Source organism: Nonomuraea sp. JJY05, assembly GCF_043496855.1.
GTDB lineage: Bacteria > Actinomycetota > Actinomycetes > Streptosporangiales > Streptosporangiaceae > Nonomuraea.
Map to the genome: position 1 here is coordinate 132,788 of NZ_JBIEIS010000023.1, position 22,993 is coordinate 155,780.

Below are 22,993 nucleotides of genomic sequence, written 5' to 3' on the forward strand. Positions count from 1 at the left end.
TCTCTTTACCAGGGGACAAAATGATCAAGCGCCTTGCCGGCACGGTGTTAGTCGCGGCCGCCGCGACCACGCTCATGGCGGCGCCCGCCGGCGCGTCGGCGTCATCGGAGACGACGACTGCCGGCGCGCAGCTCATCCGTACCAAGAGCTATTGGGGACGGTGCAAGGACACCTGCACGGTCAAGGTCCGGATCCGGAACATCTCGTACAAGACGCTCTACAACGTCAAGCTCAACGTCCGGCTCAAGGTCAACGGCCGCAACGTCGGGTCGTGCTACGACTACGTGGGCACCATCCGTGCCCGCAAGGTCAGCTGGGGCGCGTGCACCGTCCGTACCAGATCGATGGCCGAGGCCTGGAACAACTGGATCGACCGGGTGGACGACTTCAATCGCTACGCCAGCACGTACGTCTCGTACAGGTACTACCGCTGAGCGACCGCCAGGGGCCGGGCCGACCCCCGGCTGGGCCCCTGGCTCACGCGGTGACGAGGAGTGCCACCCCGATCAGCACCGCGACCGGAACGAGCCACATCACGGCCTCGACAGCGAACTCCTTGTACATCGCGCAAATCTCCTAACAACGGCTCGAGTACGTCACTGCGCAGCATAGCGGCCCGCGCCGCCTGCTCGATCCCGGATCAGGCCGTGACGGCGCCGTCCGAGGCGGAGGCAACCGTCGCCATGTACTTGGTCAGCACCCCCCGCTCGACCTCTCTCTCGGGCCGCTGCCACGAGGCCCGGCGCAGCGCCAGCTCCTCCTCCGGCACCACCAGCTCGATCGTCCCCGCCGCGCTGTCGATGACCACCGTGTCGCCGTCACGCACCAGCGCGATCGGCCCGCCGTGGTACGCCTCCGGAGCCACGTGCCCGATCACGCGCCCGTGCGAGACCCCGCTGAAGCGCCCGTCGGTGACCAGCGCCACCGAGGCCCCGAGGCCGCGGCCGACGAGCGGACCCGTGATCGAGAGCATCTCCTGCATGCCGGGACCGCCCGCGGGGCCCTCGTAACGCAGGACGATGACGTCGCCCGGCACGATGTGACCCTCCTGGATGGCGACATAGCAGTCCTTCTCCGAGTCGAATACCTTGGCCGGGCCCTCGTGGCGGAAGTCGTCCTTGCCGCCCAGCTTGAGCACGCAGCCGTCGGGCGCGAGCGAGCCGCGCAGGATGGCCAGCGCGCCACGCGGCTTGAACGGCTCCGCCACGCTCGCCACCACCTCCTGCCCCGGCGTCTCCTCGGCGTCGGCCGCGACCTCCGCCAGCGTGCGGCCGTCCACCAGCGTGACGTTCTCGCGCAGCAGCCCGGCTTCCAGCAGGCGGCGCACCACCAGCGAGGTGCCGCCGGCCCGCCACAGGTCCAGGGCCGTGTGGTCGCCGCCGCTCGGCTTGAGCCCCGTGATGATCGGGACCCGGCGGCAGACCTCGCCGATCTCGTCGATGCGCAGCGGCAGCCCCGCCTCGCGGGCGATGGCCAGCAGGTGCAGGACGGCGTTGGTGGAGCCGCCCATGGCGGCGACCGAGACGATCGCGTTGTGCAGGGCGTCCTCGGTGAGCACCCGCGACGGACGGGCGTCGCGGGCCAGCGCCTCCATGGCGATCTCGCCGACGCGCCGGGCCGCGGCGTTCTTCTCCTCCGCCACCGCCGGGATGTCACCCACCCCGAACGGCGCCAGGCCGAGGAAGTCGGCGACGCTGCCCATGGTGTTGGCGGTGTACTGGGCGGCGCAGGTGCCGGCGCCCGGACAGGCGTGCTTGGCCAGGTCGTCCAGCTCCGCCTGGTCGAGGCGGCCGACGGCGCGCTCGCCGAGGGCCTCCCACATGTCCTGGATCGTGACGTCGCGCCCGCGCCACCTGCCGGGCATCATCGTGCCGCTGTAGAGGACGACGGAGGGCACGTCCAGGCGGGCGAGCGCCATGATCCCGGCCGGCACGGTCTTGTCGCAGCCCACGATGACCACCAGCGCGTCGAAGCCGTGCGCGCGGCCCATGAGCTCGATCGAGTCGGCGATGACCTCGCGGCTGACCAGCGACGCGCGCATGCCCGGGGTGTGCATCGTGAGGTTGTCGGAGACCGCGATGGTGTTGAACTCCATCGGCGTGCCGCCCGCCGCGCGCACCCCCTCGGCCACGTGGGCGGCCAGTTCGCGGTGGGTGAGGTTGCACGGCATCGTGCCGGTCCAGGTGGAGGCGATGCCGACCACCGGGCGGCGCATGTCCTCCTCCGACCAGCCCATGGCGTACAAGTGGGAGCGGGCCGGTGCGCGGTCAGGGTCGTCGGCGATGCTCAAGGCGCTGTCCTTCGTCGTGCGGGTCGTTACGCCTCCATGATCTCGCGCTCACTGTTCGCGCATGCGCCAGGGGGACCCGTACTCCACCAGAAGGTCCAGGAACGGGCCCGGCTCGAACGCCTCCGGCCCCAGCACGCCCGCGCCCTTCCAGACTCCGTTCGCCATCAGTTCCAGGGCGACGACCGGGTTCACGGCGGTCTGCCAGACCACGGCCTGGGAGCCGTACTCGCGCATCGACCACTGGTTGTCCACCACGTGGTAGAGGTACACCTCGCGGGGCCGGCCGTCCTTGACGCCCTTCACCCAGGTCCCGGCGCAGGTCTTGCCTCGCATGCGGTCGCCGAGTCCCGCCGGGTCGGGCAGCACGGCGGCCACCACGTCGCGCGGCGACACCCTGGCTGTGCCGTCGTCGGTCCGGACCGCGACCGGCTCGGTGCGGTCCACGCCGAGCGCGTGCAGGGTCTTGAGCTTGCCGATGAAGTCCTCGCCCAGCCCGTACTTGAAGGTGACCCGCTGCGCCGGGATCCACCGGGGGACCAGCACGACCTCCTCGTGCTCGACGTTGACGCACTCCACGGGGCCGATCCCGTCGGGGAAGTCGAAGATCTCGGGCTCGCTGAACGGCTCGGTGGTGTACCAGCCGCGGTCCTTCTCGTAGATGACCGGCGGGTTGAGGCACTCCTCGATGGTGGTCCAGATGTTGAACGACGGGGCGAACTCGTAGCCGTCGACGGTCAGGTTGGCGCCGTCCCTGATGCCGATCTCCTCGATCTCGTCGAAGAGCTCGTCGGCGGCGTAGCGGGCGAACACGTCGGCCAGGCCGGGCTCCACTCCCATGCCGACCAGCGCCAGCCGGCCGTTCGCGGACCAGTCGGCGGCGCGGGCGAACTGGTCGTCGCCCAGCTTGACCCCCACCTCCTCGTACGGGCGGTCGGGGTGCGGCCTGGACATCGACATCGCCATGTCGAGGTAGTCGGCGTCGGCCGCGAGGGCCGCGTCGAACAGCGGCAGCACGAATCGGGGATCGGTGGCGTTGAGGAGGACGTCGCACCGGTGCTCTTTCAGCAGCGCGGTGACCGCGGCCCGGTCGGCCGCGTCGATCTTGACAGGGGTGAACCGGTCCGCCTGCTCGCCCAGCGCGGCGACGGCGGCCTTGGCGCGGGGGAGGTCGTAGTCGGCGACCACCATGTGGTCGAGGAACGGCCGGCGGGCGGCGATCCGGGTGATGGCGGTTCCCACGCCGCCGGCTCCGATGAGAAGGATACGCATGACGATAAGTCCCCTTTTAATGCTGTTTTGGGGGGTGTGTCGAGAATTTAACTTGGGTAGCCTCGTCAACGTCAATGGCGTTGGCATAAGGGGAACGTACTCGTGGCCAAGCGAGTGGTGCCGGAGGTGGCGCGCAGGCGGCGCCGCCCCACCAAACAAGGGCAGGTCCTCACCCACCAGCTCATCGTGGAGACCGCGCTCCGCATGCTCCGCGAGCACGGCGCGGCGGGGCTGTCCGCCCGGCGCCTGGGCCTGGCCCTGGGCGCGGACGCCAGCACGGTCTACCGCTATTTCCGCGGCATGGACGACCTGGTGCTGGCGATCGCGGACGAGCTGTTCGGCACCGCGATGGCCGACTGGCGGCCCACCGGCGACTGGCGCGCCGACCTGCGCGACCTGGGGCTGCGCATCCACCACGCGTACCTGGCGCACCCGCAGGCCGCGGTGCTGACCGCCAGCCGGGTGACCGGCCGGCCGAACGAGGTGGCCGGCGACGAGACCATCCTCGGCATCCTGCGCGGCGCCGGGTTCGCGGACGGGGACGCGGTGCGGATCTATCACGCGTTCATCGACCAGAGCCTGGCCTTCGCCATCCTCGACGCCGCCACGCTGGCCCTGCCCAGGGCGGCGCGGGAGGCGGACGAGGAGGTGTGGCGGGCCACGTACGCCCGGCTGCCCGCCCGTACGCACCCGAACATCGCCGCGACGGCGCCGCTGCTGGTCGCCCAGATGAACGACAGCGCCTACCCCACGGCCCTCGACATGCTGCTGTCCAGCGCGTCCGCGCAGCTCAGGTGAGCAGGGCCTGTCACGTGAGCAGGGCCCGGATCTGCTCGGTGCCGCCGTTCCCGAGCCAGGTGCGGAAGTCCAGGAGGCCTGGGTGGCGTTCGCGCAATGCCGGGATGTCGGCGCGCCACAGCCCGCGCTCGTCGGCGAAGGCGCGTTCGGCGTCCGGTCCGGGTCCGCCGGTGAGCAGTTGCCAGTAGGCGGAGACCTCGGAGCTGCACGCCGTCTGCCAGGCCGTGCTGACTCCGTACGGACCGCCGGCGAACGACCGCTCGAACGCACAGACGGCCGGCGCCGCCGGTGGCGCGACCGCAGTCCGCCGCCACCCCGGCCCAGGACCCTGCCCAGGCCCCTGGCCTTGGACAAGCGGTGGTTCGGGCACCGCGCCCGGCTGGCGCTGACCCCTGCCCAGGTTCGCCTTATCGACGACCAGGCGCACGCGGCCCGTGCACTGTGGAACCTGCTGCACGACTGGTGGACGATGCCGGCCAGACACCAGCGCACGCTGGGCGCGGCAGACGCTGCGATCCGGCAGGCCCGCCGGTTCAGGGAGGAGAGCACTTCAAACCTTGATCAACGCGCTCGCGTGGGCGGGCGAGCGGACAACGCCCGCGCAGGGCGAGCGGCTGCTGACCTTCGCCATCGACGGCCTGCGCCCCTCCACACAACCGTAGCCGTGGATCACCGGAACGCCGGTGGATTGCGCCTCTCCGTGCAGCTGTGCCGTCTCCCCGGCACGGTTGGGAGTGTCGGAACCGCGGCGTCAGAGGCGGTTCTTGGCGATGCGCTTGCCGAGGCCGGCCAGGGACTCGTCGGCCATGAGGGCGGGCAGCCGGGGTGCGTCCGCCTCCACCTGGGCGAGCACCGCGGGATGCGCTCCGCAGAACCGGCTCCAGGCCCGCACCACCTCCGGCATCGCCGCGATCCCCGCCTCCGACAGGATGGCCTCCCGGGGCAACCAGGAGGTCAGGAACTGGGTGGCCCGCGCCGGACTCCACCACAGCGGACGATCGCCCACGAACTCGGCAAGCTTCCCGAACGCCTCCCGCGCCCCTGGGAGGTCCGGCAGGTTGTCGAACCGGCTCACGGTGTCGTCGGGCGCCGGACGTACGAGATCGGGCACTGCGCGGGCCCTGGAGAGCGCGACCGGCCGCACGGCGGGCAGCGTGTCCGCGACCAGCGCCCCCATGATCCGGTCACCCAGCTCGAACGCGTCCAGCACCCGCCCTGCGACCGCCCCCGGCTCCTCGGACCGCAGGCCCAGGTCGTCGAGGAACTTCACCTCCTCGACCGCCGCGTCCACCGCCAGGCCGCCGTTCACCTGGTCGATGGCGACGACGAGGAGGTGCGGCTCCTTGCCGTTCTCGTACCGGAACGACAGGGCCGCGAGGATCTGCTCGCCGTACGGGTCCGCCTTGCCGTACCAGCCGCGCTCACACGTCACCCGCCCCATCCGCCGCACCCACCCGGGCAGCGTCTCCAGGACGCCGTCAGCGGCCCTCACGTACACACTCACCGCCGCCGGGCTCTCAGCGCCCACCTCGCCGCGAACACCTCCACCAAGCCCAGGTGCCGCATCGGACGCCGGGCCGTATCCGGAAGCGGGGTGTGGGTCAGCGGCCGGGTCGACCGCCGCCAGGGCCGCGAGCGTGAGTCGCGCCTCCGCGCTGCCGTCCTCGGACAGTTGCCGCAGGAAGGGCTCCACCTGGTCCGGCTCGAGATCCGCGGCGAGCCGCGCCGCCCACAGCTCGGTCCTCAGCGGCGAGCACCATCGGAGGAGGTCGCGGGCTTGGGCGATCGCTGTGGTGAAGGCTGTCGTGCTCACCCTTTGACCGTATCGCCCCGGCCCACCATCAGCGCGCGTCGGCACACTGCCCCGGCACCCGGAAGCCGTGCGGTGGCGTGCCGACTGCGGCGGAGGGAGGGCTCTCGGGTGGTGGGCCGGGGCCCCTCGCGCGGGGTGGTTCCGCGGGAGGGGCCGGGAGGGCCGGTGGGGTGTCGGTGGGTTAGTCGGTGAGGCCCGCCTTGCGGAGGGCTTCGGCCATGGCGCCGGTGGGGGCCGGACGGTCCTGGCGGCGCTGGCCGCCGCGCTGGCCGTCTCCGCGACCGCGCTGGTCGCCCCCGCCGCGACGGCCACCGTCACCGCGCCCGCCCTCGCCGCGCCCGCCGTCACCACGCCCGCGCTGGTCGTCGCCGCGGCCCTGGGTGCGGTCGCGCTGGCCGCCGTTGCCCCTTCCGTCGCCGCGCCCGCTATCACCGCGCCCGCCGTCGCCGCGTGCACCGTCGCCGCGGCCGCCGTTTCCGCGTGCGCCCTCGCCGCGACCCCCGTCGCCGCGGCCTCCGCCTCGGCGGGAGCCGTCGCCCTGGGACTGGGCCGGGGTCTCGTCCTCCAGGCGGAGGGTCAGGGAGATGCGCTTGCGGGGGATGTCGACGTCGAGGACCTTGACGCGGACGATGTCGCCGGGCTTGACCACGTCACGCGGATCCTTGACGAAGGTTCGCGACATGGCCGAGACGTGGACCAGGCCGTCCTGGTGGACGCCGATGTCAACGAAGGCGCCGAAGGCGGCGACGTTGGTGACCACGCCCTCCAGGATCATGCCCGAGGACAGGTCGGAGAGCTTCTCGACGCCCTCCTTGAAGACGGCGGTCTTGAAGGCGGGACGCGGGTCTCGGCCGGGCTTCTCCAGCTCGCGCAGGATGTCGGTGACCGTCGGCAGGCCGAACGTCTCGTCGGTGAAGGTCTCGGGCTTCATCGAACGCAGGGCCGCGGTGTTGCCGATCAGCGTCTTGAGGTCCGTCTTGGCCGAGGTGAGGATGCGGCGGACCACCGGGTAGGCCTCCGGGTGCACGCTCGACACGTCGAGCGGGTCGTCGCCGCCGCGGATGCGCAGGAAGCCCGCGCACTGCTCGAACGCCTTGGGCCCGAGCCGGGGCACGTGCTTGAGCGCGGCGCGCGTACGGAAGGGGCCGTTGGAGTCGCGGTGGCGGACGATGCTCTCGGCCAGCGTGGAGCCGATGCCGGACACGCGCGTGAGCAGGGGCGCCGAGGCGGTGTTGACGTCGACGCCGACGGCGTTGACGCAGTCTTCGACCACCGCGTCGAGCGAGCGGGAGAGCTTGGACTCGGCCAGGTCGTGCTGGTATTGGCCGACGCCGATCGACTTGGGGTCGATCTTGACCAGCTCGGCCAGCGGGTCCTGGAGCCGGCGGGCGATCGACACCGCGCCGCGCAGGGACACGTCGAGCTCGGGCAGCTCCTGCGACGCGTACGGCGAGGCCGAGTAGACCGAGGCCCCGGCCTCGGAGACGACGATCTTGGTGATCGACGGCATGTGCTTGACCAGCTCACCGGCCAGCTTGTCGGTCTCGCGGGAGGCGGTGCCGTTGCCGATGGCGATCAGCTCGACCCCGTGGCGCTGCGCGAGGGCGCCCAGCACGGCCAGCGACTGGTCCCACTGCCGCTTGGGCTCGTGGGGATAGATGGTCGCGGTCTCGACGACCTTGCCCGTGGCGTCGACCACGGCGACCTTGACCCCCGTACGCAGACCGGGGTCGAGACCCATGGTCGGCCGGCTCCCGGCGGGGGCGGCGAGCAGCAGGTCGCGCAGGTTGGCCGCGAAGACCCGCACCGCCTCGTCCTCGGCCGCCTGCCAAAGCCGCATTCGCAGGTCGATGCCGAGGTGCACGAGGATGCGGGTGCGCCAGGCCCAGCGCACGGTCTCGCCCAGCCACTTGTCGGCCGGCCGCCCCTGGTCGGAGACGCCGAAGCGGGACGCGATGCGCATCTCGTACTCCGGGCTGTCGTCCGGCTCCAGCGTGACCGACAGCACCTCCTCCTTCTCGCCCCTGAACATCGCCAGGATCCGGTGCGAGGGCAGCTTCGTGAACGGCTCGCCGAACTCGAAGTAGTCGGAGAACTTGGCCCCCGCCTCCTCCTTGCCCTCGCGGACCTTCGACACGAGCTGGCCGCGGCTCCAGAGCTGCTCGCGCAGGCCGCCGATCAGGTCGGCGTCCTCGGCGAACCGCTCGATCAGGATCGCCCTGGCCCCCTCCAGCGCCGCGCCCGCGTCGGCCACGCCCTCGGTGACGAAGCCCTCGGCCGTGGCGGCGGGGTCGAGCGTCGGGTCGGCGAGCAGCTGGTCGGCCAGCGGCTCCAGGCCGAGCTCGCGGGCGATCTGCGCCTTGGTGCGCCGCTTGGGTTTGTACGGCAGATAGATGTCCTCGAGCCGGGCCTTGGTCTCGGCCGCCATGATCTGCTCGCGCAGCTCGTCGTCGAGCTTGCCCTGAGACTCGATCGACTCGAGGATCGCCGCCCTGCGCTCCTCCAGCTCGCGCAGGTAGCGCAGGCGCTCTTCGAGCGTGCGCAGCTGCGCGTCGTCGAGGGTGCCGGTGACCTCTTTGCGGTATCGCGCGATGAACGGCACGGTGGCGCCGCCGTCGAGCAGCTCGACCGCCGCCTGCACCTGGCCTTCGCGTACGCCCAGCTCTGCCGCGATCCGCTGGTGAATAGAGAGCACTTGCCTGCCTTTCGATGGTCCCGCCGGTCAATTGTGCAGGACGATGCCGTCTTTCATGACCAGAGTGCGCGCAGGGTGAACGACCACCGCCTCCGCCGCGCCCCCGCACGGCACGACGACCAGGTCGGCCCGGTCGCCCGGGGACAGGCCGTATGACTCCAGCCCGAGCGCGCGGGCGCCGCCGTAGGTGGCGGCCTCCAGCGCCAGCTCGACGTCCTCGTCCCTGCGGAACGTGCTGCGGTAGGCGACGTGCATCGCCCGTTCCAGCATGTCGCCGCTGCCGTAGGGGCCCCACAGGTCGCGGATGCCGTCGTGGCCGCAGGCGACGGTGACGCCCGCGGCCCGCAGCTTCTTGATCGGCGGCACGGGGAAGCTGTAGACGGCCGCGGTCGCGATGGCGACGCCCGCCTCGGCGAACCCCTGGATCAGGCGGTCCTGGTAGGCGTCGTCGAGCTGGCCGAGCGCGTACGCGTGGCTGACCGTCACCCGGCCGCCCAGCCCCAGCGCCCTGGTGCGCTCGGTGATGAGCTCGAGCTCCCACCCGCCGAGCGACCCGCCGTCGTGCAGATGGAGGTCGAGATGGGCGCCGTAGCGCTCCGCCAGGCCGAAGATCAGGTCGAGGTGGCGTACGGGGTCGCGGTCGATGCCCGCCGGGTCGAGCCCGCCGACCGCCTCCACACCGCTCTTCAGCGCCTCTTCGAGCAGCTCGGCCGTGCCGGGGTTGATCAGCACGCCGTGCTGGGGGAAGGCCACCTGCCGCACGTCGACGGAGGAGGAGGCGGCCGCTTCGAGCACGGCCTCCACGCCCCGCAGCCCCACCTGGGGATCGATGTCGGTGTGGGTGCGGACGTGGGCCGTGCCCGCCGCGCTCATGCGCGCCAGCAGCGCGCCGATCCGCTCGGCGCTCGGCACGCCCAGCTCCGCGCGACGGCCGAGGTCGTTTCCGATGCGCCCGGCCAGCGTGTCGTCGGCCGAGTGGGGCACCCACGGGCCGCCGTAGAGGGTCTTGTCGAGGTGGCAGTGCGCCTCGACGAGACCGGGCAGCACGAGCTGCCCGGCGATGTCGACGATCCGGGCCTGCGGCGCCTCGACGCCCTGGGCGACGAGGTGGATGCGGCCGTCACGCACGAGGATGTCGGCGGGGGCGCCGCGCCCCCATGGGTGCCCGCCGCGGAGCAGCACGTCGGTCATGGCAAGCACCCTAAACGGCGACGCCGACGATTTCCGCCTCTCAGCCGGGATCGGCCGTGACCGGTCATGCTCAGGTGCGGCGGCTCGCGAAAAGCTCCAGGTGGTAGCAGTACCGGCAGCGATAGGCGTCGATCTCCCACTTGGGCTTGCCCATCAGCTTGGCGCCGCCGAAGATCCCGCGCTCCAGCGCGCCCTCGACCCATTTGGCGAAGCCCGGAGAGTTCTCGCCCGAGTCCTTGATGAACCCGGCCTCGAGCCCTTCCTCGCCGCAGTGCGTACAGTGTAAGTCCATGCCACCCAGGCTAGTCAGATCTCGTCGAGGTGGGAGATGTTCGCCACGTCGGCGGAGTCGGCGCTCGGCCGTCCCGCCAGCCAGGCGTCGAGGATCTCGTCGAGCACCACGTCCGACGTGAGCCGCAGGCTGAGGGCCAGCACGTTGGCGTCGTTCCACTTCCTGGCCCCGTCGGCGGTGTAGGCGTCCACGCACAGCGCCGCGCGGATCCCGGGCACCTTGTTCGCCGCGATCGAGGCTCCCGTGCCGGTCCAGCAGCAGACCACCGCCTGGTCGGCCCGCCCCTCGCGCACGTCGCGGGCGGCCAGCTCGCAGGCCCACGCCCAGTCGTCGCGCTCCTCCTCGCTGAGCGCGCCGTGGGTGAGCACCTCGTGCCCCCGCCTGCGCAGCTCCGACACGACCCGCTCGGCCACCCCGTCCCTGCTGTCGGCGGCCACCGAAATCCGCATGCGCCCTCCCGTTCCGATCCCAGGTGTATCAAGGGCCGCGGCTCGGGCGCCAGCACATGCCCTGGACTGGCTAAATGAGATGAAGTGTGCTTGGTTGTGTCGCCATATGAATATTGACGAGAGCGATATTCCGGCGCTCGCCCGTGGATGCGCCGTCCTGGGCACCGGGGGCGGTGGCGACGTGCGCACCGGGTCGCTGGCGGCGATCGGGGCCGTCCGCGAGCACGGCGAGGTAGCGCTGATCGGGCTGGACGAGCTGGACGACGACGCCTTGATCGTGCCGCTGTCCGGCATCGGGGCCCCGACCGTGAGCCACGAGATGATCCACAGCGCGGACGAGCCCAAGCGCATCGCCGAGGAGATCGAACGCCTCTTCGGCCGTCCCCCGAGCGCGATCATGTCGTCGGAGATCGGCGGCTCCAACGGCGTGGCGCCCGTCGCCTGGGCCGCCCAGCTCGGCCTGCCGCTGCTCGACGCCGACGGCATGGGGCGGGCGTTCCCCGAGGTCCAGATGGTGTCGATGTACGTGGCGGGGCTCCCGGCCGACCTGGTGATCATGTCTGACATCGTCGGGAACGTGGTGACCATCCGTCCCGTCGACGGCCTGTGGTCGGAACGGCTCGCCAGGGCGGTCTGCGTGGCCGCGGGATCGAGCGCGCTGATGGCCGACTACGTGCTCACCACCGTACGGGCCAGAGGCGCGGTCATCGAGGGCACGGTGACCCGCGCCATCGAGATCGGCAGGGCCACGGAGGGCGCGGCGGACCCGCTCGGCGCCCTCCAAGGCAGTCTGGGCGCCGCCCGGCTGATCACCGGCAAGCTGACGGACGTGGAGCGGCGCACCACGGGCGGGTTCGTCAGGGGGACGGCCACGATCGAGGGCACCGGCGACGACCGGGGCCGCCGCCTCACCCTGGAGCTGCAGAACGAGAACCTGGTCGCCCTGGAGGACGGCCGGGTGCGGGCCATGGTGCCCGACCTCATCACCGTCGTGGACACCGAGACGGCCGCCGCCGTCCAGACCGAGGGGCTCAGGTACGGCCAGCGCGTCACGGTGCTCGCCTGGCCGTGCGACCCGCTCTGGCGCACTCCCAAGGGCCTGGAGACGGCCGGGCCCCGGGCGTTCGGTTACGACCTGGACTACGTTCCCGTCGAGGAGCTGACGGCGCATGGCTGACCTGCGGGTGGGGATCGACGTCGGCGGCACGAACACGGACGCGGTGGTGCTCGACGCCGACGGCCGCGTGATCGCCAAGGCCAAGCGCCCGACCACCCCCGACGTGACGGAAGGGCTGCGGGCCGCCCTGGACGCGGTGCTCGGTGAGCTCGGGGACGGGCAGGGCCGGATCGGCCGGGTGATGCTCGGCACCACGCACGCGACCAACGCCATCCTCGAGCGTCGCCACCTCGGCCGCGTCGCCGTGCTGCGACTCGGCGCGCCCGCCACCACCTCCGTGCCGCCGCTCTCAGGCTGGCCCGGCGACCTGCGCGCGGCCGTCTCGGCGGGGGAGGCCATCGTGCCCGGCGGCCACTACGTGGACGGCCGCGAGATCGGCCCGCCGGGGCTCGACGCCGTGCGCCGCTTCCTGGACGGCGTGGAGGCCGACGCCGTGGCGGTCACCAGCGTGTTCAGCCCGGCCAGCAACGACCACGAGCGCGTCGTCGAGGAGCTGGTCAAGGCCGAGTACGGCCTGCCGGTCTCGGTGAGCCACGAGATCGGCTCGCTCGGGCTGCTGGAGCGCGAGAACGCCACCGTGCTCAACGCCGCCCTGTACGGCGTCGCCGCCCATGTGACCGAGGCCCTGGTCACCGCGCTGGCCGAACGGGGCCTGGGCGCGAGGCCGTACCTGGCGCAGAACGACGGCACGCTCATGACGCTGGAGCACGCCGCCCGGCTGCCGGTCTCGACGATCGGCTCCGGCCCGGCGAACTCCCTGCGCGGCGCCGCGTACCTGTCGGGGGTGGCGGACGCGATCGTGGTGGACGTCGGCGGCACGTCCACCGATCTCGGCGTGCTGGTCGGCGGCTTCCCGAGGGAGTCGGCGGCGGCGGTCGAGATCGGCGGGGTGCTGACCAACTTCCGCATGCCCGACATCCTGGCCATCGCGCTCGGCGGCGGCACGGTCGTTCGCAATCCGGGCATCGGCCCCGATTCGGTGGGCTACCGGATCGTCAGGGAGGCGCTCGTGTTCGGCGGCTCCACGGTGACGATGACCGACGCGGCCGTGGCGGCGGGCCGGAGCCCGGGCGAGGCGGCCGGGTGGCGCGAGCGTCTCGATGCCGCCGTCCAGGCGCACGACTCGGGTGACATGTCGGAAAGAATGGCAGACACCCTGGAAAGAGCGGTGGCCATCGCGGACGAGATGGTCATCGACGCGGTGGACCGGATGGCGCTCGGCAAAACGGACAGGCCGCTGGTCGCGGTGGGTGGCGGGGCCTTCCTGCTGCCCGACGCCATCCCCGGCGCGAGCCGGGTCGTCCGCCCCGAGCACGCCGAAGTGGCCAACGCGGTGGGCGCCGCCATCGCACTCGCGAGTGGCAGAGTAGATACGATCTTGCCTGCGGGAGATAGCCGGTCAAAAGCGATCGAAAGGGCCAAGGAGGAGGCGGCGGCGCGAGCCGTCGCAGCGGGGGCGGATCCCTCCGGCGTAGAGATCGTGGACCTCCTCGAGGTGCCGCTGAGCTACCTCTCCGAGCCCGCCGTGCGGGTACACGTCAAAGCAGCCGGACCACTCGCCCGGTGACAGACCGAAAGGATCCCCCCTCCATGCGCTGGCACAAGCGTCTGCTCGTCGCCGGGGTCACCGGTGTCCTGGCCTTGACCGCATCCGCGTGCGCGGGCGGTCAGGTGCGCGGGGCCGGCGGAACCCCGAAGCCGGCGGAGAGCAGCGGCAGCCAACCGGCGGCCTCCCCGGCCGCGCAGGCCAACGACAGCACGTTCGTGTACGTGCCGAACCTCGACGTGGTCACCGACTGGGACCCCGCGACCTCGTACTCCAACGAGATCGTCGCCATGCAGAACATCTACGAGGGCCTGACCAGGTACGACTCCCAGGCCAAGAAGGCCGAGCCGCGCCTGGCCACCGAGTGGACCTCGGCGAACGGCGGCAAGGAGTGGACGTTCAAGCTGCGGCAGGGCGTCAAGTTCCACTCCGGCGCCCCGCTCGACGCCGAGGCCGCCAAGAAGGCCATCGAGCGGACGATCGAGAAGAAGGGCGGCGCCGCCTACATCTGGGACGCGGTCAAGCAGATCGACGCGGTGGACGCGGCCACGCTGAAGTTCACGCTCAAGTACGCCACTCCGCTCGACCTCGTGGCCTCCTCCGGCTACGCGGCCTACATCTACGACGTGAACGCCGTGGACAAGGACGGCAAGTCGGACGCCGGTACCGGCCCGTACACGATCGACACCTGGCAGAAGGGCAAGGAGACCGAGCTCACGCTGAAGGCGTACGACGGCTACTGGGGCGGCTGGAAGCCGGGGCAGTACAAGAAGGTCGCCTACCGGGTCACCCCCGAGATCACCACGGCCTGGCAGCTGCTGCAGAAGGGCGAGGTCAACTTCGTCCAGCGGCTGAACCCGCAGCTCTTCCAGCAGGCCGGGATGACCGCCGACGTGCAGACCTCCTCCTCGCCGTCGTTCCAGAACCTGCTGGTGCTGTTCAACACCGCGAGCGGGCCGACGAAGGACCTCAAGATCCGGCAGGCCCTGCAGTACGCGATCGACTACGACGGCCTGGTGGCGGCGCTGAAGGGCTCCGGCCAGAAGGCCAACGGCCTGGTGCCGCAGGGCCTGCTCGGCCACGCCAACAACATGGAGCCCAAGCAGGACCTCGCCAAGGCGCAGGCGCTGCTCGCCGAGGCCGGCTACGGCCCGGACAACGCCGAGCTCAAGCTCACCATGACCTACGCGCAGGGCGACGACGACCAGAAGCTGCTGGTCACGCTGCTCAGCTCGGCGCTGAAGGGCATGAACGTGACGCTGCAGGCCAAGCCGATGACCTGGAGCGCGCAGTGGGACCTGGGCAAGAAGCAGGGCCAGGACATCTTCGTCATGTACTGGTACCCGGACTATCCGGACGCCTACTCCTGGTTCGTCAACGTGTTCAAGAGCGCGGACAAGCCGCAGTTCAACCTGTCGTACCTGAAGGACTCGGCCGTCGACGCGGAGATCGACGCGCTGCCGCAGCTCACGGCCACTGACCAGCTCAAGGCCGACCAGGCGTACCAGGACCTGCAGAAGAAGATCATCCAGGACCGGGCGGCGGTGGCCGTGCCGTACGTGCAGACCTACCAGCGCGCGCTGACGTCCGACGTCGAGGGATACGTGGACAACCCCGCCTATCCCAACGTGGTCTTCTTCTACGACCTCAAGAAGCGCGCCAGCTGACGATGTCGCGTTACCTGACCCGCCGGCTCGGCCAGGCCCTCCTGGTCGTGTCCGGCGTGGTCGTGCTCACGTTCGTCGTGATGCGGCTGGTGCCGGGGGATCCGGCGGTCGCGTTCGCGGGGCCGAAGGCCACGCCCGAGGAGCTCGCGGCGGCGCGCAGGCAGTTCGGGCTCGACGACTCGATCCCCGTGCAGCTCCTCAACTACGTGCGCGACCTGCTCACCGGCGACTGGGGCGTCAGCCTGCGCACCCGGCAGCCGGTGCTCGACGACCTCTACGTGGCCTTCCCCGCCTCGCTGGAGCTGGTCGGCACGGCCCTGCTCATCGCGGTCGTCGTGGGCATTCCGGTCGGAGTGCTCGCCGCCCGCTACAAGACGAAATTTCCGGATCTGGGGGTGCGGGTCGGCAGCATGCTGGCCGTCTCCGTACCGGTCTTCTGGCTGGCCCTGGCCCTCCAGACGGTCTTCGCCAGCAACCTCGGCTGGTTCCCGATCGCGGGCGAGTACGACTCCTCGCTCGACACCACCAGCCCGCTCACCCTCTGGACGAACATCACGATCGTCGACGCCCTCATCACCGGCAACTGGCCCATCTTCACCAGCACGCTCCAGCACCTGGTGCTGCCCGCGCTGGTCGTGGCCGCCTACCCCACGGGCGTGATCGCCCAGATGACCAGGGCGGCGCTCATCGAGGAGTCCGGCCAGGACCACTCCAAGCTGGAGCGCGCGCTCGGTTTCGGTGAGACGTCCATCCTGATCAGGTTCGCCCTCAGGCCCGCGCTGAACCCGGTCCTGTCGCTGATCGCCCTCGTCTTCGCGTACGCGATCGTCAACGGCTTCCTCGTCGAGGCGGTCTTCAACTGGCCCGGCCTGGGCCGCTACGCCGCCGAGTCGATCAAGTCGCTGGACACCCCGGCCATCGCGGGCGTCACGCTCCTGGTGGCCCTGGTGTACGTGCTGGCCAACCTGGTCGTGGACATCCTCCAGGGCTTCGTCGACCCGCGGGCGAGGGCCCGATGACGAGCGTCGAGGCGCCGCTGCGGCGCACCTTCCTGCCCAGGATCCCCGACCGGTTCGCCGCCTTCGGCGCGGTGCTCATCGTGCTGGTCGTCCTGGCCGTGATCCTGGCGCCGTGGCTGGCGCCGTACCCGGTGGACCAGGTCAAGCCGCTGGAGAACCTGCAGCCGCCGAGCGCCGCCCACTGGTTCGGGACCGACCAGGTCGGCCGGGACGTGCTCACCAGAGTCCTGTACGGCGGCCGTACCTCGCTGTTCATCGCCGTCGCCGTGCTGGCCGTGTCGGCGGTGATCGGGGTCACGCTCGGCGTGGTCGCCGGGTACGCGGGCGGCTGGCTCAGGGATGTGATCATGCGGATCACGGACATCTTCCTGGCCTTCCCCGCCCTGCTGCTCTCCCTGGCCCTCGCCGTGGTGCTCCAGCCCAGCGTGAACACGGTCATCCTGTCCATCGCCGTGACGTGGTGGCCCTGGTACACCCGGCTGGCGGCCTCCGTGGCGGCCTCGATCGCCACCCGCGGCTACGTGGACGCCGCCCGGTGCCTCGGCGTGCCCGCACCGCTGATCATCCTCAGGCACGTGCTCCCGAACTCGCTCACGCCCGTCCTGGTCCAGCTCTCGCTCGACGCGGGCGGCGTGATCCTGACCTCGGCGGCACTGTCGTACCTGGGGCTGGGCGCGCAGGAGCCGACGGCGGAGTGGGGGCTGATGGTGCAGCAGGGGCAGACGCTCTTCACCACGAACTGGTGGGTGGTCACGTTCCCGGGCCTGGCGATCCTGGTGACGGCGTTCGCGTTCAACGTCCTGGGTGAGGGGCTGCGCAACGCGCTGGACCCGCGAAGGGCGGTCAAATGATCGAGGTGCGCGACCTTCAGGTGCGTTACGGCGGGCGCGTCGTCGCCGACGTGCCGGAGCTGGACGTGCGCGAGGGCGAGTGCGTCGCGATCGTGGGGGAGAGCGGCTCGGGCAAGTCGACCACGCTGATGTCGCTGCTGGGCCTCACCCCGGATGCCGAAATTTCAGGTCATGTACGAGTGTGCGGCGTCGACGTGCTCACGGCGTCACCGCGCAGGCTCCGCGAGCTCCGGGGCGCCAGGGTGGCGCTCGTGATGCAGTCGCCGCAGGCGGCGCTCAGCCCGGCCACCCGCCTCGGCGTCCTGATGCGCCGCGCCCTCAAGCTCCACGGCGTCGGCAGGCCCGCAGGCACCCTGCCGGAGGCGCGGTCCTCAGCCGGGAAGGGAAGGCTGGAGGAGATCATGGGGGAGGCCGTGGAGGCGGTCATGCTCGACCGCGAGATCCTGCGCCGCTACCCCCACGAGATCTCCGGCGGCCAGGCCCAGCGCTTCGCCATCGCGCTGGCCATCGCCCTGGGCGCCGAGGTGATCCTCGCCGACGAGCCCACGAGCGCGCTGGACGTGACCGTGCAGGCCGAGGTGGTCGGCGTCCTGCGCAGGCTGCGGGAGGAGCGAGGGCTGGCGCTCCTGCTCGTCTCCCACGACCTGGCCCTGGTCTCGACGATCGCCGACCGGGTGCTGGTCATGAAGGACGGCGCGGTGGTGGAGTCGGGGCCGGCCGCGCGGGTGCTGGCCGAGCCGTCCCATCCGTACACGCGCGAGCTGCTGGAGGCGCTGCCGTGACCATGCTCAGGGCCGAGCGGGTGACGCTCGGGTACGGCCGCATCCCGGTCGTGCACGACGTGACCCTGGACATCACCGAGGGCGGCGTCGGGTTGATCGGGGAGAGCGGCTCGGGCAAGACGACCCTGGCGCGCGCGTTCCTGGGCCTCCTCACCCCCATGTCCGGAAATATCTGGTACGGAGACCAAACGCTGAAAAAAGTGGACATGCGGAAGTTCCGCAAAGACGTCCAGCCCGTGTTCCAGGCCGAGGCTCTCGACCCCAGGATGCGCATCGGCACCTCCGTCGCCGAGGCCCTGCCGCGCGCCGCGCGAGGCCGGGTCAAGGACCTGCTCCAACAGGTCGGCCTGGACCCCGGCCTGGCCACCCGCCGGCCCCACCAGCTCTCCGGCGGCCAGCGCCAGCGCGTGGTGATCGCCAGAGCCCTGGCGGTGGATCCCCGCCTGCTCATCCTGGACGAGCCCACCAGCGCGCTCGACGTCACCGTCCAGGCCAGGATCCTCGACCTGCTGGCCTCCCTCGATACCGAGCGCCTGCTCATCACCCACAACCTCGCCGTCGTGGACCGGCTGTGCCGCACCGCGCACGTGCTCTTCGCGGGCCGCGTCGTGGAGTCGGGGCCGACCACCGAACTCCTCGCGAAGCCGGCCCACCCCTACACGCGCGCCCTGCGCGACGCCGTGCCGAAGCTGGGCGGCGCCCCGCCGGAGGCCAAGGGCAGGACGGAGGCCGTGCCCGCCCCGACCGGATGCCCGTTCCGGCTGCGCTGCCCGCTGGCCGCGCCGGAGTGCGAGCAGCCGCCCGCGCTCAGGGACCTGGGCGGCCGCCAGGTCGCCTGCCACCGCGCCGAGGACGTGCTGCTCAGTTGCCGAGGTTCTTGAAGTAGGCGCAGAGGTCGTCCGAGAGCTTGTCCATCAGCCTGGACAGCTCCGCCCGGTCCTGCGCCGGCCAGCCCGCGAGCGCGCCGTCGAACCATTCGGCGGTCACCCGGCGGCACTTGCTCGCCACCTCGGCCCCCTCCTCGGTCAGCGCGATGCGCCAGGCCCTGCCGTCGTCGGGGTCGCGTACCCGCTCGACCAGCTTGCGCTGCTCCAGCGAGGCGACGTGCCTCGTCACGTGAGGGCTCTCCACCTGCAGCCCCTCGGCGATCGCGCCGATCCTGCGCGGCTCGGCCGCGTCCAGCAGGTGGACGAGGATCTTCACGTCGGGCCGGTCGAGCCGGACGCCGGCGGCCTCGGTCAGGCGCTCATGCGTCTTGGCGCGGTTCAGCGCGTCCACCACTGAGCGGAACGCCGACACCGTCCTGTTGAGATCTTCGTCCATAACCGATTTGCTTACCTAACTTACGTATGTATTATCTTTTCCTGGTTACTTACCCAAGTTATCTAAAGGAGCCGACATGGCGACAGTCGTCGCGTCCGCGGCACGTACGACGTCCACCAGGAGCCCGTGGCCCGGGGTGGTCGCGCTGGCTTTCGCGGCCTCCATCGCCGCACTCCAGAACACCGCAGTGGTCCCGTTGCTTCCCGTGCTGCAGCGGGAGCTGCACGCCCCGCTCTCCGCCGTGACCTGGACGCTCACCCTGAGCCTCCTGGTCGCGGCGGTGGCCACGCCGTTGTTGTCCCGCTTCGGCGACATGTACGGCAGGCGCCCCATGATCCTCGGGGCCCTGGGCCTCCTGGTGGTCGGCTCGGTCATGGCCGCGCTGGCGACCTCGCTGACCTGGTTGATGGTGGCGAGGGTGCTGCAGGGAGCCGTGGCCGCGCTGGTGCCGTTGTCGATCGGGGTGGCGCGCGACGTGCTGCCCAGGGAGCAACTCGCGACCGGCATCGGGGTGATCAGCGCGACGATGGGGTTCGGGAGCGGCGGCGGGATGATCCTGGCCGGGCTCGCGTCCGGCGACTTCCACCTGGTCTTCTGGATCACCGGCGGCATCTCGCTGGTGGCCGTCGCGATCGTGGCCGTGCTCGTCAAGGACAGCGCCCCGGCGGGTCCCAAGGGCCGTCCCGACCTGGCCGGCGCGGCGCTGCTGACCGCCTGGCTGGTCGCGCTCCTGCTGGGCATCAGCGAGGGCGGCTCGTGGGGCTGGACCTCGCCGGGCGTGCTCGGCCTGTTCGCCGCCGCGGTGGCCCTGGCGGCGGTCTGGGTCGCGGTCGAGCGCCGGGTGGCCGAGCCGCTGGTGGAGATGGCGATGCTGGTCCACCGGGGCACGGTCGGCGCGACGGTGGCCTCGATGCTGCTCGGGTTCTCGTTCTTCACCCTCATGACGGGCATGTCCAGCTTCGCCCAGGTGCCGGTGGAGACCGGCTACGGCTTCGGCGCCTCCACCCTCCAGGTGGGCTTCTTCCTGCTGCCGAGCACGATCTTCATGCTGGTCATCTCGCTGTTCGCGGGCCGGATCATGCGCCGCTTCCAGGCCTCGTCCATGGTGGCGGCGGGGTCGGCGGCCACGGCGCTGGCGGGGCTGTGGCTGGTGTTCGCGCACAGCAGCCCGGCTCACCTGTACGTGGCGACCTCACTGATGGGCATCGGCCTCGGCATCGGCTACGCGGCGCTGGGCACCATGGCCGTGGAGCACGTGGACCCGGGCAAGACGGCCCTCGCGGCCGGCGTGAACGCGCTCGTACGCATCGTGGGCGGCAGCACGGCCGGCGCGGCCATCGCCGCCATCCTGGCCGCCCAGCCGGGCGTGGGCGGCTACCGGTGGGTCTTCGGGGCGGCCGCCCTGGCCGGGGTCACGGCCGCGCTCTTCGCGGCCGTGTACGGACGGCTCAACCGCGGGACGGTCACAGCGCCTTCAGGCCGCTGATCACCTCGAGCAGCACCTTCGCGTCGGGCGCGGGAGGCGGGTGCTCGACCTGCACGAGCTGCTGCGCGTGCAGGTCACCGACCAGCACCCGTACCACGCCGATGGGCAGGTTCAGCTCGGCCGCGACGTCCACGAGCCGGGTCGGTTTGGTGCACTTCTGCATGATGATCAGATGCTCGGGGCCCAGGCCCATCGGCGGCGCCAGGCCGCCGGCCGTGATGATCACCGCGATGAGGTCGATGGCCTCGCTCGCGGGGACCGTACGGCCCCTGGTCAGTAGGTAGGCCGGGACGATAGGACCGGCGTCCTCGTCCAGCCAGCGTTCGTCACTCACTTCGCACCACCCGCATGGGTCGAGCGGGTTCCTTCACGTGGGCCTCCGGTTCGGGCTCGGCCACGTGCTCTTCCGGGATCAACACGATCGCGGTGGTCCCTCCATATGGTGAACCGCGTAACGTCACGCGGATGTCATGCCTGGCGGCCAGGCGGGAGACGACGAAAAGGCCGAGCCGGTCGCTGTCGGCCAGGTCGAACTCCGGTGGGCTGGCCAGCCGCTCGTTGAGTTCGGCCAGCTCCTCTGCGCTCATCCCGAGCCCGCGGTCCTCGACCTCGAAGGTGAAGCCGCGGGCCGCCACCTCGCCGCGCACGATGACCGGAGTGTGCTTCGGCGAGTAGACGGTGGCGTTCTCGATGAGCTCGGCGATCAGGTGGATCACGTCGCCGACCACGGGTCCGGCCAGGCGCTGGCCGGACATCGGCTCGACGGTGACCCGCTGGTAGTCCTCCACCTCGGCCGACGCGCCGCGGGCCACGTCGAGCAGCGGCACCGGCCGGCTCCAGCCGCGGCCGGGGGTGGCGCCCGACAGGATGATCAGGCCCTCGGCGTGGCGGCGCATGCGGGTGGTCAGGTGGTCGAGCTTGAACAGGTCGTCCAGCGCGTCGGGGTCGGTGGCCCGGTGCTGCATGTCCTGCAGCTGGATGCGCTGGCGGTGCAGCAGGGTCTGGCTGCGCCTGGCCAGGTTGCGGAACACGTGCCCGACGCCCTCGCTGAGCTGCGCCTGGCCGACCGCGGCCTCGACGGCCGTCTGCTGGACGGTGGAGAACGCCTGGCCCACGTCGTCGATCTCGACCGTGGTGCTCGCCACCGACAGCTCCGGCATCTCGACCTTCTCGCCCTTGCGGAGCTTGGCGACCACGTGGGGGAGCCGTTCCTGGGCCACCTCCAGCGCGGCCAGCCGGAGCGCGCCCAGCTCCTTGGACAGCCGGTTGCCCATGCGCAGCGAGAACGCGATCGACACGACCACCAGCCCCAGTGCCGTCCCCGCCAGCAGGAGCGCCCTGGACAGCACCTGGTCCGCGATCGGCTCGGTCCGCGCGTTCAGCACCGAGCTGGCCCGCATCAGCGCTTCCTGGAACGACTTGGACAGCCCCTCGGTCTGGCTGAGCCAGCTCCGCGGCGCCTGCCCGGCGATGATCTGGTCCTCCATGATCCGCATCCGCTGGTAGGCGGGGGAGGTGATCAGCATGACCTGCTGGTCGCGCAGGCTCGGGTCGAGCTCGTTGAGCGACTGGTCGACCAGGAAGCGCCGGTTGCCGACGAGCTCGGTGAACAGCCTGCGCTCGGCGGGCTGGGTCGGCCCGAACGCGACGGCCTGTTCCCTGGTGAGCAGCTCCTTGGCGTACCCGAGGTCGATGACGATGCGCGACTGCTCGTAGATCGGGATGTCGTCGATCAGCGCGACCCGCTTGTGCAGGCCGAAGAGCGTGTCGTTGATCGCGCTGTAGGCCTCCACGGTGTGCAGACGGTCGGACAGGCCCGTGTCGATCTCGCCTCGGATCGCATCGAGCCTGTCGAGTTGCGTGTACACCGCGTCCACCTGTGTGCGGATCTCTTCCGATCGGTCCTTGGATTTGCTGGAGAGCTGCCTGAACGCGTCACTGGCGGCGTCGGTGCGGGTGCGCTGCGCGGCGACGGCGGACTTGTCCCCCGAGTTACGCAGGAGCCTGGCCGAGACTAGACGTTCACGCTGGATCTCGCTGATCAGTTTGTACGCGGGAAGACGGAGGTTCGTCCAGAGTGTCTTGTATTGACGCAGCTCCAAGCTCTCGGTGGCGGTGACGGCGGTGATGACCCCCCACAAGACCACCATGGAGGCCAGTGGCACGAGTAGTAGTCCGATGATCTTCATGCGGATCGTTCGGCTACGACCCATGACACCTCATTCCGGTCGGTCCCCTGCTGGCAACCCCGGACGGGACAAGCCCAGAGGATAGCAATTGGATCATCAAAATGCCCAATTTTTCGGGACTTTTGGACACCTGGGCGTTGATCCCATCGATCTTGG

The 22,993-nt window shown here is 71.1% G+C and carries 21 protein-coding genes; 10 read left to right on the forward strand and 11 right to left on the reverse strand.

Annotated features, from left to right (window positions below; all coding sequences use genetic code 11):
* Positions 1–20 precede the first annotated feature (20 nt).
* Positions 21–434 (forward strand): hypothetical protein, encoded by a 414-nt coding sequence (locus ACFKCF_RS33210; RefSeq protein WP_394499226.1) that lies wholly within the window; start codon positions 21–23, stop codon positions 432–434.
* Between the two features lie 206 nt (positions 435–640).
* On the opposite strand, the gene ilvD is transcribed toward ACFKCF_RS33210, so the two are convergent.
* Together ilvD and ACFKCF_RS33220 are read right to left on the reverse strand one after the other, a co-directional pair.
* Complete coding sequence (ilvD, locus tag ACFKCF_RS33215; protein WP_394499227.1) at positions 641–2,290, reverse strand: dihydroxy-acid dehydratase; 1,650 nt, start codon at positions 2,288–2,290, stop codon at positions 641–643.
* A 48-nt stretch (positions 2,291–2,338) separates the two neighbouring features.
* The gene (locus ACFKCF_RS33220) at positions 2,339–3,559 is read right to left on the reverse strand and encodes a saccharopine dehydrogenase family protein (protein ID WP_394499228.1); all 1,221 of its coding nucleotides are present in this window, start codon (positions 3,557–3,559) and stop codon (positions 2,339–2,341) included.
* 102 nt (positions 3,560–3,661) lie between these two features.
* Here ACFKCF_RS33220 and ACFKCF_RS33225 point away from each other — a divergent pair, with 102 nt between their 5' ends.
* A complete protein-coding gene (locus ACFKCF_RS33225; RefSeq protein ID WP_394499229.1) occupies positions 3,662–4,357 on the forward strand; it encodes a TetR/AcrR family transcriptional regulator in 696 nt (231 codons plus the stop codon).
* Between the two features lie 10 nt (positions 4,358–4,367).
* Here the strand turns inward: ACFKCF_RS33225 and ACFKCF_RS33230 are convergent, their stop codons facing one another.
* From ACFKCF_RS33230 to ACFKCF_RS33255, 6 genes are all read right to left on the reverse strand, one after another.
* On the reverse strand, positions 4,368–4,814 hold the full coding sequence (locus ACFKCF_RS33230) for a hypothetical protein (protein ID WP_394499230.1): 447 nt from the start codon (positions 4,812–4,814) through the stop codon (positions 4,368–4,370).
* Between the two features lie 294 nt (positions 4,815–5,108).
* Positions 5,109–6,170, reverse strand: a complete 1,062-nt coding sequence (locus tag ACFKCF_RS33235; RefSeq protein WP_394499231.1) for a hypothetical protein — start codon at positions 6,168–6,170, stop codon at positions 5,109–5,111.
* 181 nt (positions 6,171–6,351) lie between these two features.
* Positions 6,352–8,865, reverse strand: coding sequence for a Tex family protein (locus ACFKCF_RS33240; protein ID WP_394499232.1), 2,514 nt, complete (start codon positions 8,863–8,865; stop codon positions 6,352–6,354).
* Between the two features lie 27 nt (positions 8,866–8,892).
* Positions 8,893–10,056, reverse strand: coding sequence for an amidohydrolase (locus ACFKCF_RS33245; protein ID WP_394499233.1), 1,164 nt, complete (start codon positions 10,054–10,056; stop codon positions 8,893–8,895).
* Positions 10,057–10,126: 70 nt separating this feature from the next.
* Positions 10,127–10,348: a hypothetical protein gene (locus ACFKCF_RS33250; RefSeq protein ID WP_394499235.1), complete on the reverse strand. Its 222-nt coding sequence runs from the start codon at positions 10,346–10,348 to the stop codon at positions 10,127–10,129.
* A gap of 14 nt (positions 10,349–10,362) precedes the next feature.
* Positions 10,363–10,797, reverse strand: coding sequence for an RpiB/LacA/LacB family sugar-phosphate isomerase (locus tag ACFKCF_RS33255; protein ID WP_394499236.1), 435 nt, complete (start codon positions 10,795–10,797; stop codon positions 10,363–10,365).
* Between the two features lie 106 nt (positions 10,798–10,903).
* On the opposite strand from ACFKCF_RS33255, the gene ACFKCF_RS33260 reads away from it, so the two are divergent.
* From ACFKCF_RS33260 to ACFKCF_RS33290, 7 genes are read left to right on the forward strand one after another with little or no spacing between them, the layout of a single operon-like run.
* On the forward strand, positions 10,904–11,974 hold the full coding sequence (locus ACFKCF_RS33260; RefSeq protein ID WP_394499237.1) for a DUF917 domain-containing protein: 1,071 nt from the start codon (positions 10,904–10,906) through the stop codon (positions 11,972–11,974).
* Complete coding sequence (locus tag ACFKCF_RS33265; RefSeq protein ID WP_394499238.1) at positions 11,967–13,541, forward strand: hydantoinase/oxoprolinase N-terminal domain-containing protein; 1,575 nt, start codon at positions 11,967–11,969, stop codon at positions 13,539–13,541. Before ACFKCF_RS33260 ends, ACFKCF_RS33265 begins: the two co-directional genes overlap by 8 nt.
* A 23-nt stretch (positions 13,542–13,564) precedes the next feature.
* The gene (locus tag ACFKCF_RS33270; RefSeq protein ID WP_394499239.1) at positions 13,565–15,187 is read left to right on the forward strand and encodes an ABC transporter substrate-binding protein; all 1,623 of its coding nucleotides are present in this window, start codon (positions 13,565–13,567) and stop codon (positions 15,185–15,187) included.
* A 2-nt stretch (positions 15,188–15,189) separates the two neighbouring features.
* The gene (locus ACFKCF_RS33275) at positions 15,190–16,206 is read left to right on the forward strand and encodes an ABC transporter permease (protein WP_394499240.1); all 1,017 of its coding nucleotides are present in this window, start codon (positions 15,190–15,192) and stop codon (positions 16,204–16,206) included.
* Positions 16,203–17,057 (forward strand): ABC transporter permease, encoded by an 855-nt coding sequence (locus ACFKCF_RS33280; protein ID WP_394499241.1) that lies wholly within the window; start codon positions 16,203–16,205, stop codon positions 17,055–17,057. Before ACFKCF_RS33275 ends, ACFKCF_RS33280 begins: the two co-directional genes overlap by 4 nt.
* Positions 17,054–17,839, forward strand: a complete 786-nt coding sequence (locus ACFKCF_RS33285; protein WP_394499242.1) for an ATP-binding cassette domain-containing protein — start codon at positions 17,054–17,056, stop codon at positions 17,837–17,839. Before ACFKCF_RS33280 ends, ACFKCF_RS33285 begins: the two co-directional genes overlap by 4 nt.
* Before the next feature lie 2 nt (positions 17,840–17,841).
* Entirely contained in the window at positions 17,842–18,720 is an 879-nt protein-coding gene (locus ACFKCF_RS33290) for an ABC transporter ATP-binding protein (RefSeq protein WP_394499275.1), read from the forward strand.
* Here ACFKCF_RS33290 and ACFKCF_RS33295 read toward each other — a convergent pair.
* Positions 18,701–19,162 (reverse strand): MarR family winged helix-turn-helix transcriptional regulator, encoded by a 462-nt coding sequence (locus ACFKCF_RS33295; protein ID WP_394499243.1) that lies wholly within the window; start codon positions 19,160–19,162, stop codon positions 18,701–18,703. The genes ACFKCF_RS33290 and ACFKCF_RS33295 overlap by 20 nt on opposite strands.
* A gap of 76 nt (positions 19,163–19,238) precedes the next feature.
* Between ACFKCF_RS33295 and ACFKCF_RS33300 the strand changes: the two genes are divergently transcribed.
* A complete protein-coding gene (locus ACFKCF_RS33300) occupies positions 19,239–20,648 on the forward strand; it encodes an MFS transporter (protein ID WP_394499244.1) in 1,410 nt (469 codons plus the stop codon).
* Here ACFKCF_RS33300 and ACFKCF_RS33305 read toward each other — a convergent pair.
* Together ACFKCF_RS33305 and ACFKCF_RS33310 are read right to left on the reverse strand one after the other, a co-directional pair.
* Positions 20,626–20,982: a DUF742 domain-containing protein gene (locus tag ACFKCF_RS33305; protein ID WP_185067699.1), complete on the reverse strand. Its 357-nt coding sequence runs from the start codon at positions 20,980–20,982 to the stop codon at positions 20,626–20,628. The genes ACFKCF_RS33300 and ACFKCF_RS33305 overlap by 23 nt on opposite strands.
* A complete protein-coding gene (locus ACFKCF_RS33310) occupies positions 20,975–22,861 on the reverse strand; it encodes a nitrate- and nitrite sensing domain-containing protein (RefSeq protein ID WP_394499245.1) in 1,887 nt (628 codons plus the stop codon). The genes ACFKCF_RS33305 and ACFKCF_RS33310 overlap by 8 nt, the downstream gene beginning before the upstream one ends.
* Positions 22,862–22,993 lie beyond the last annotated feature (132 nt).

Excerpts from the sequence above, each read along its gene's own strand:
- ACFKCF_RS33280 (WP_394499241.1), top strand. The coding sequence starts at position 16,203 with ATGACGAGCGTCGAGGCGCCGCTGCGGCGCACCTTCCTGCCCAGGATC.
- ACFKCF_RS33250 (WP_394499235.1), bottom strand. The coding sequence starts at position 10,348 with ATGGACTTACACTGTACGCACTGCGGCGAGGAAGGGCTCGAGGCCGGG.
- ACFKCF_RS33220 (WP_394499228.1), bottom strand. The coding sequence starts at position 3,559 with ATGCGTATCCTTCTCATCGGAGCCGGCGGCGTGGGAACCGCCATCACC.
- ACFKCF_RS33300 (WP_394499244.1), top strand. The coding sequence starts at position 19,239 with ATGGCGACAGTCGTCGCGTCCGCGGCACGTACGACGTCCACCAGGAGC.
- ACFKCF_RS33265 (WP_394499238.1), top strand. The coding sequence starts at position 11,967 with ATGGCTGACCTGCGGGTGGGGATCGACGTCGGCGGCACGAACACGGAC.
- ACFKCF_RS33310 (WP_394499245.1), bottom strand. The coding sequence starts at position 22,861 with ATGGGTCGTAGCCGAACGATCCGCATGAAGATCATCGGACTACTACTC.
- ACFKCF_RS33270 (WP_394499239.1), top strand. The coding sequence starts at position 13,565 with ATGCGCTGGCACAAGCGTCTGCTCGTCGCCGGGGTCACCGGTGTCCTG.
- ACFKCF_RS33290 (WP_394499275.1), top strand. The coding sequence starts at position 17,842 with ATGCTCAGGGCCGAGCGGGTGACGCTCGGGTACGGCCGCATCCCGGTC.
- ACFKCF_RS33210 (WP_394499226.1), top strand. The coding sequence starts at position 21 with ATGATCAAGCGCCTTGCCGGCACGGTGTTAGTCGCGGCCGCCGCGACC.
- ACFKCF_RS33285 (WP_394499242.1), top strand. The coding sequence starts at position 17,054 with ATGATCGAGGTGCGCGACCTTCAGGTGCGTTACGGCGGGCGCGTCGTC.
- ACFKCF_RS33245 (WP_394499233.1), bottom strand. The coding sequence starts at position 10,056 with ATGACCGACGTGCTGCTCCGCGGCGGGCACCCATGGGGGCGCGGCGCC.
- ACFKCF_RS33275 (WP_394499240.1), top strand. The coding sequence starts at position 15,190 with ATGTCGCGTTACCTGACCCGCCGGCTCGGCCAGGCCCTCCTGGTCGTG.
- ACFKCF_RS33255 (WP_394499236.1), bottom strand. The coding sequence starts at position 10,797 with ATGCGGATTTCGGTGGCCGCCGACAGCAGGGACGGGGTGGCCGAGCGG.
- ACFKCF_RS33260 (WP_394499237.1), top strand. The coding sequence starts at position 10,904 with ATGAATATTGACGAGAGCGATATTCCGGCGCTCGCCCGTGGATGCGCC.
- ACFKCF_RS33295 (WP_394499243.1), bottom strand. The coding sequence starts at position 19,162 with ATGGACGAAGATCTCAACAGGACGGTGTCGGCGTTCCGCTCAGTGGTG.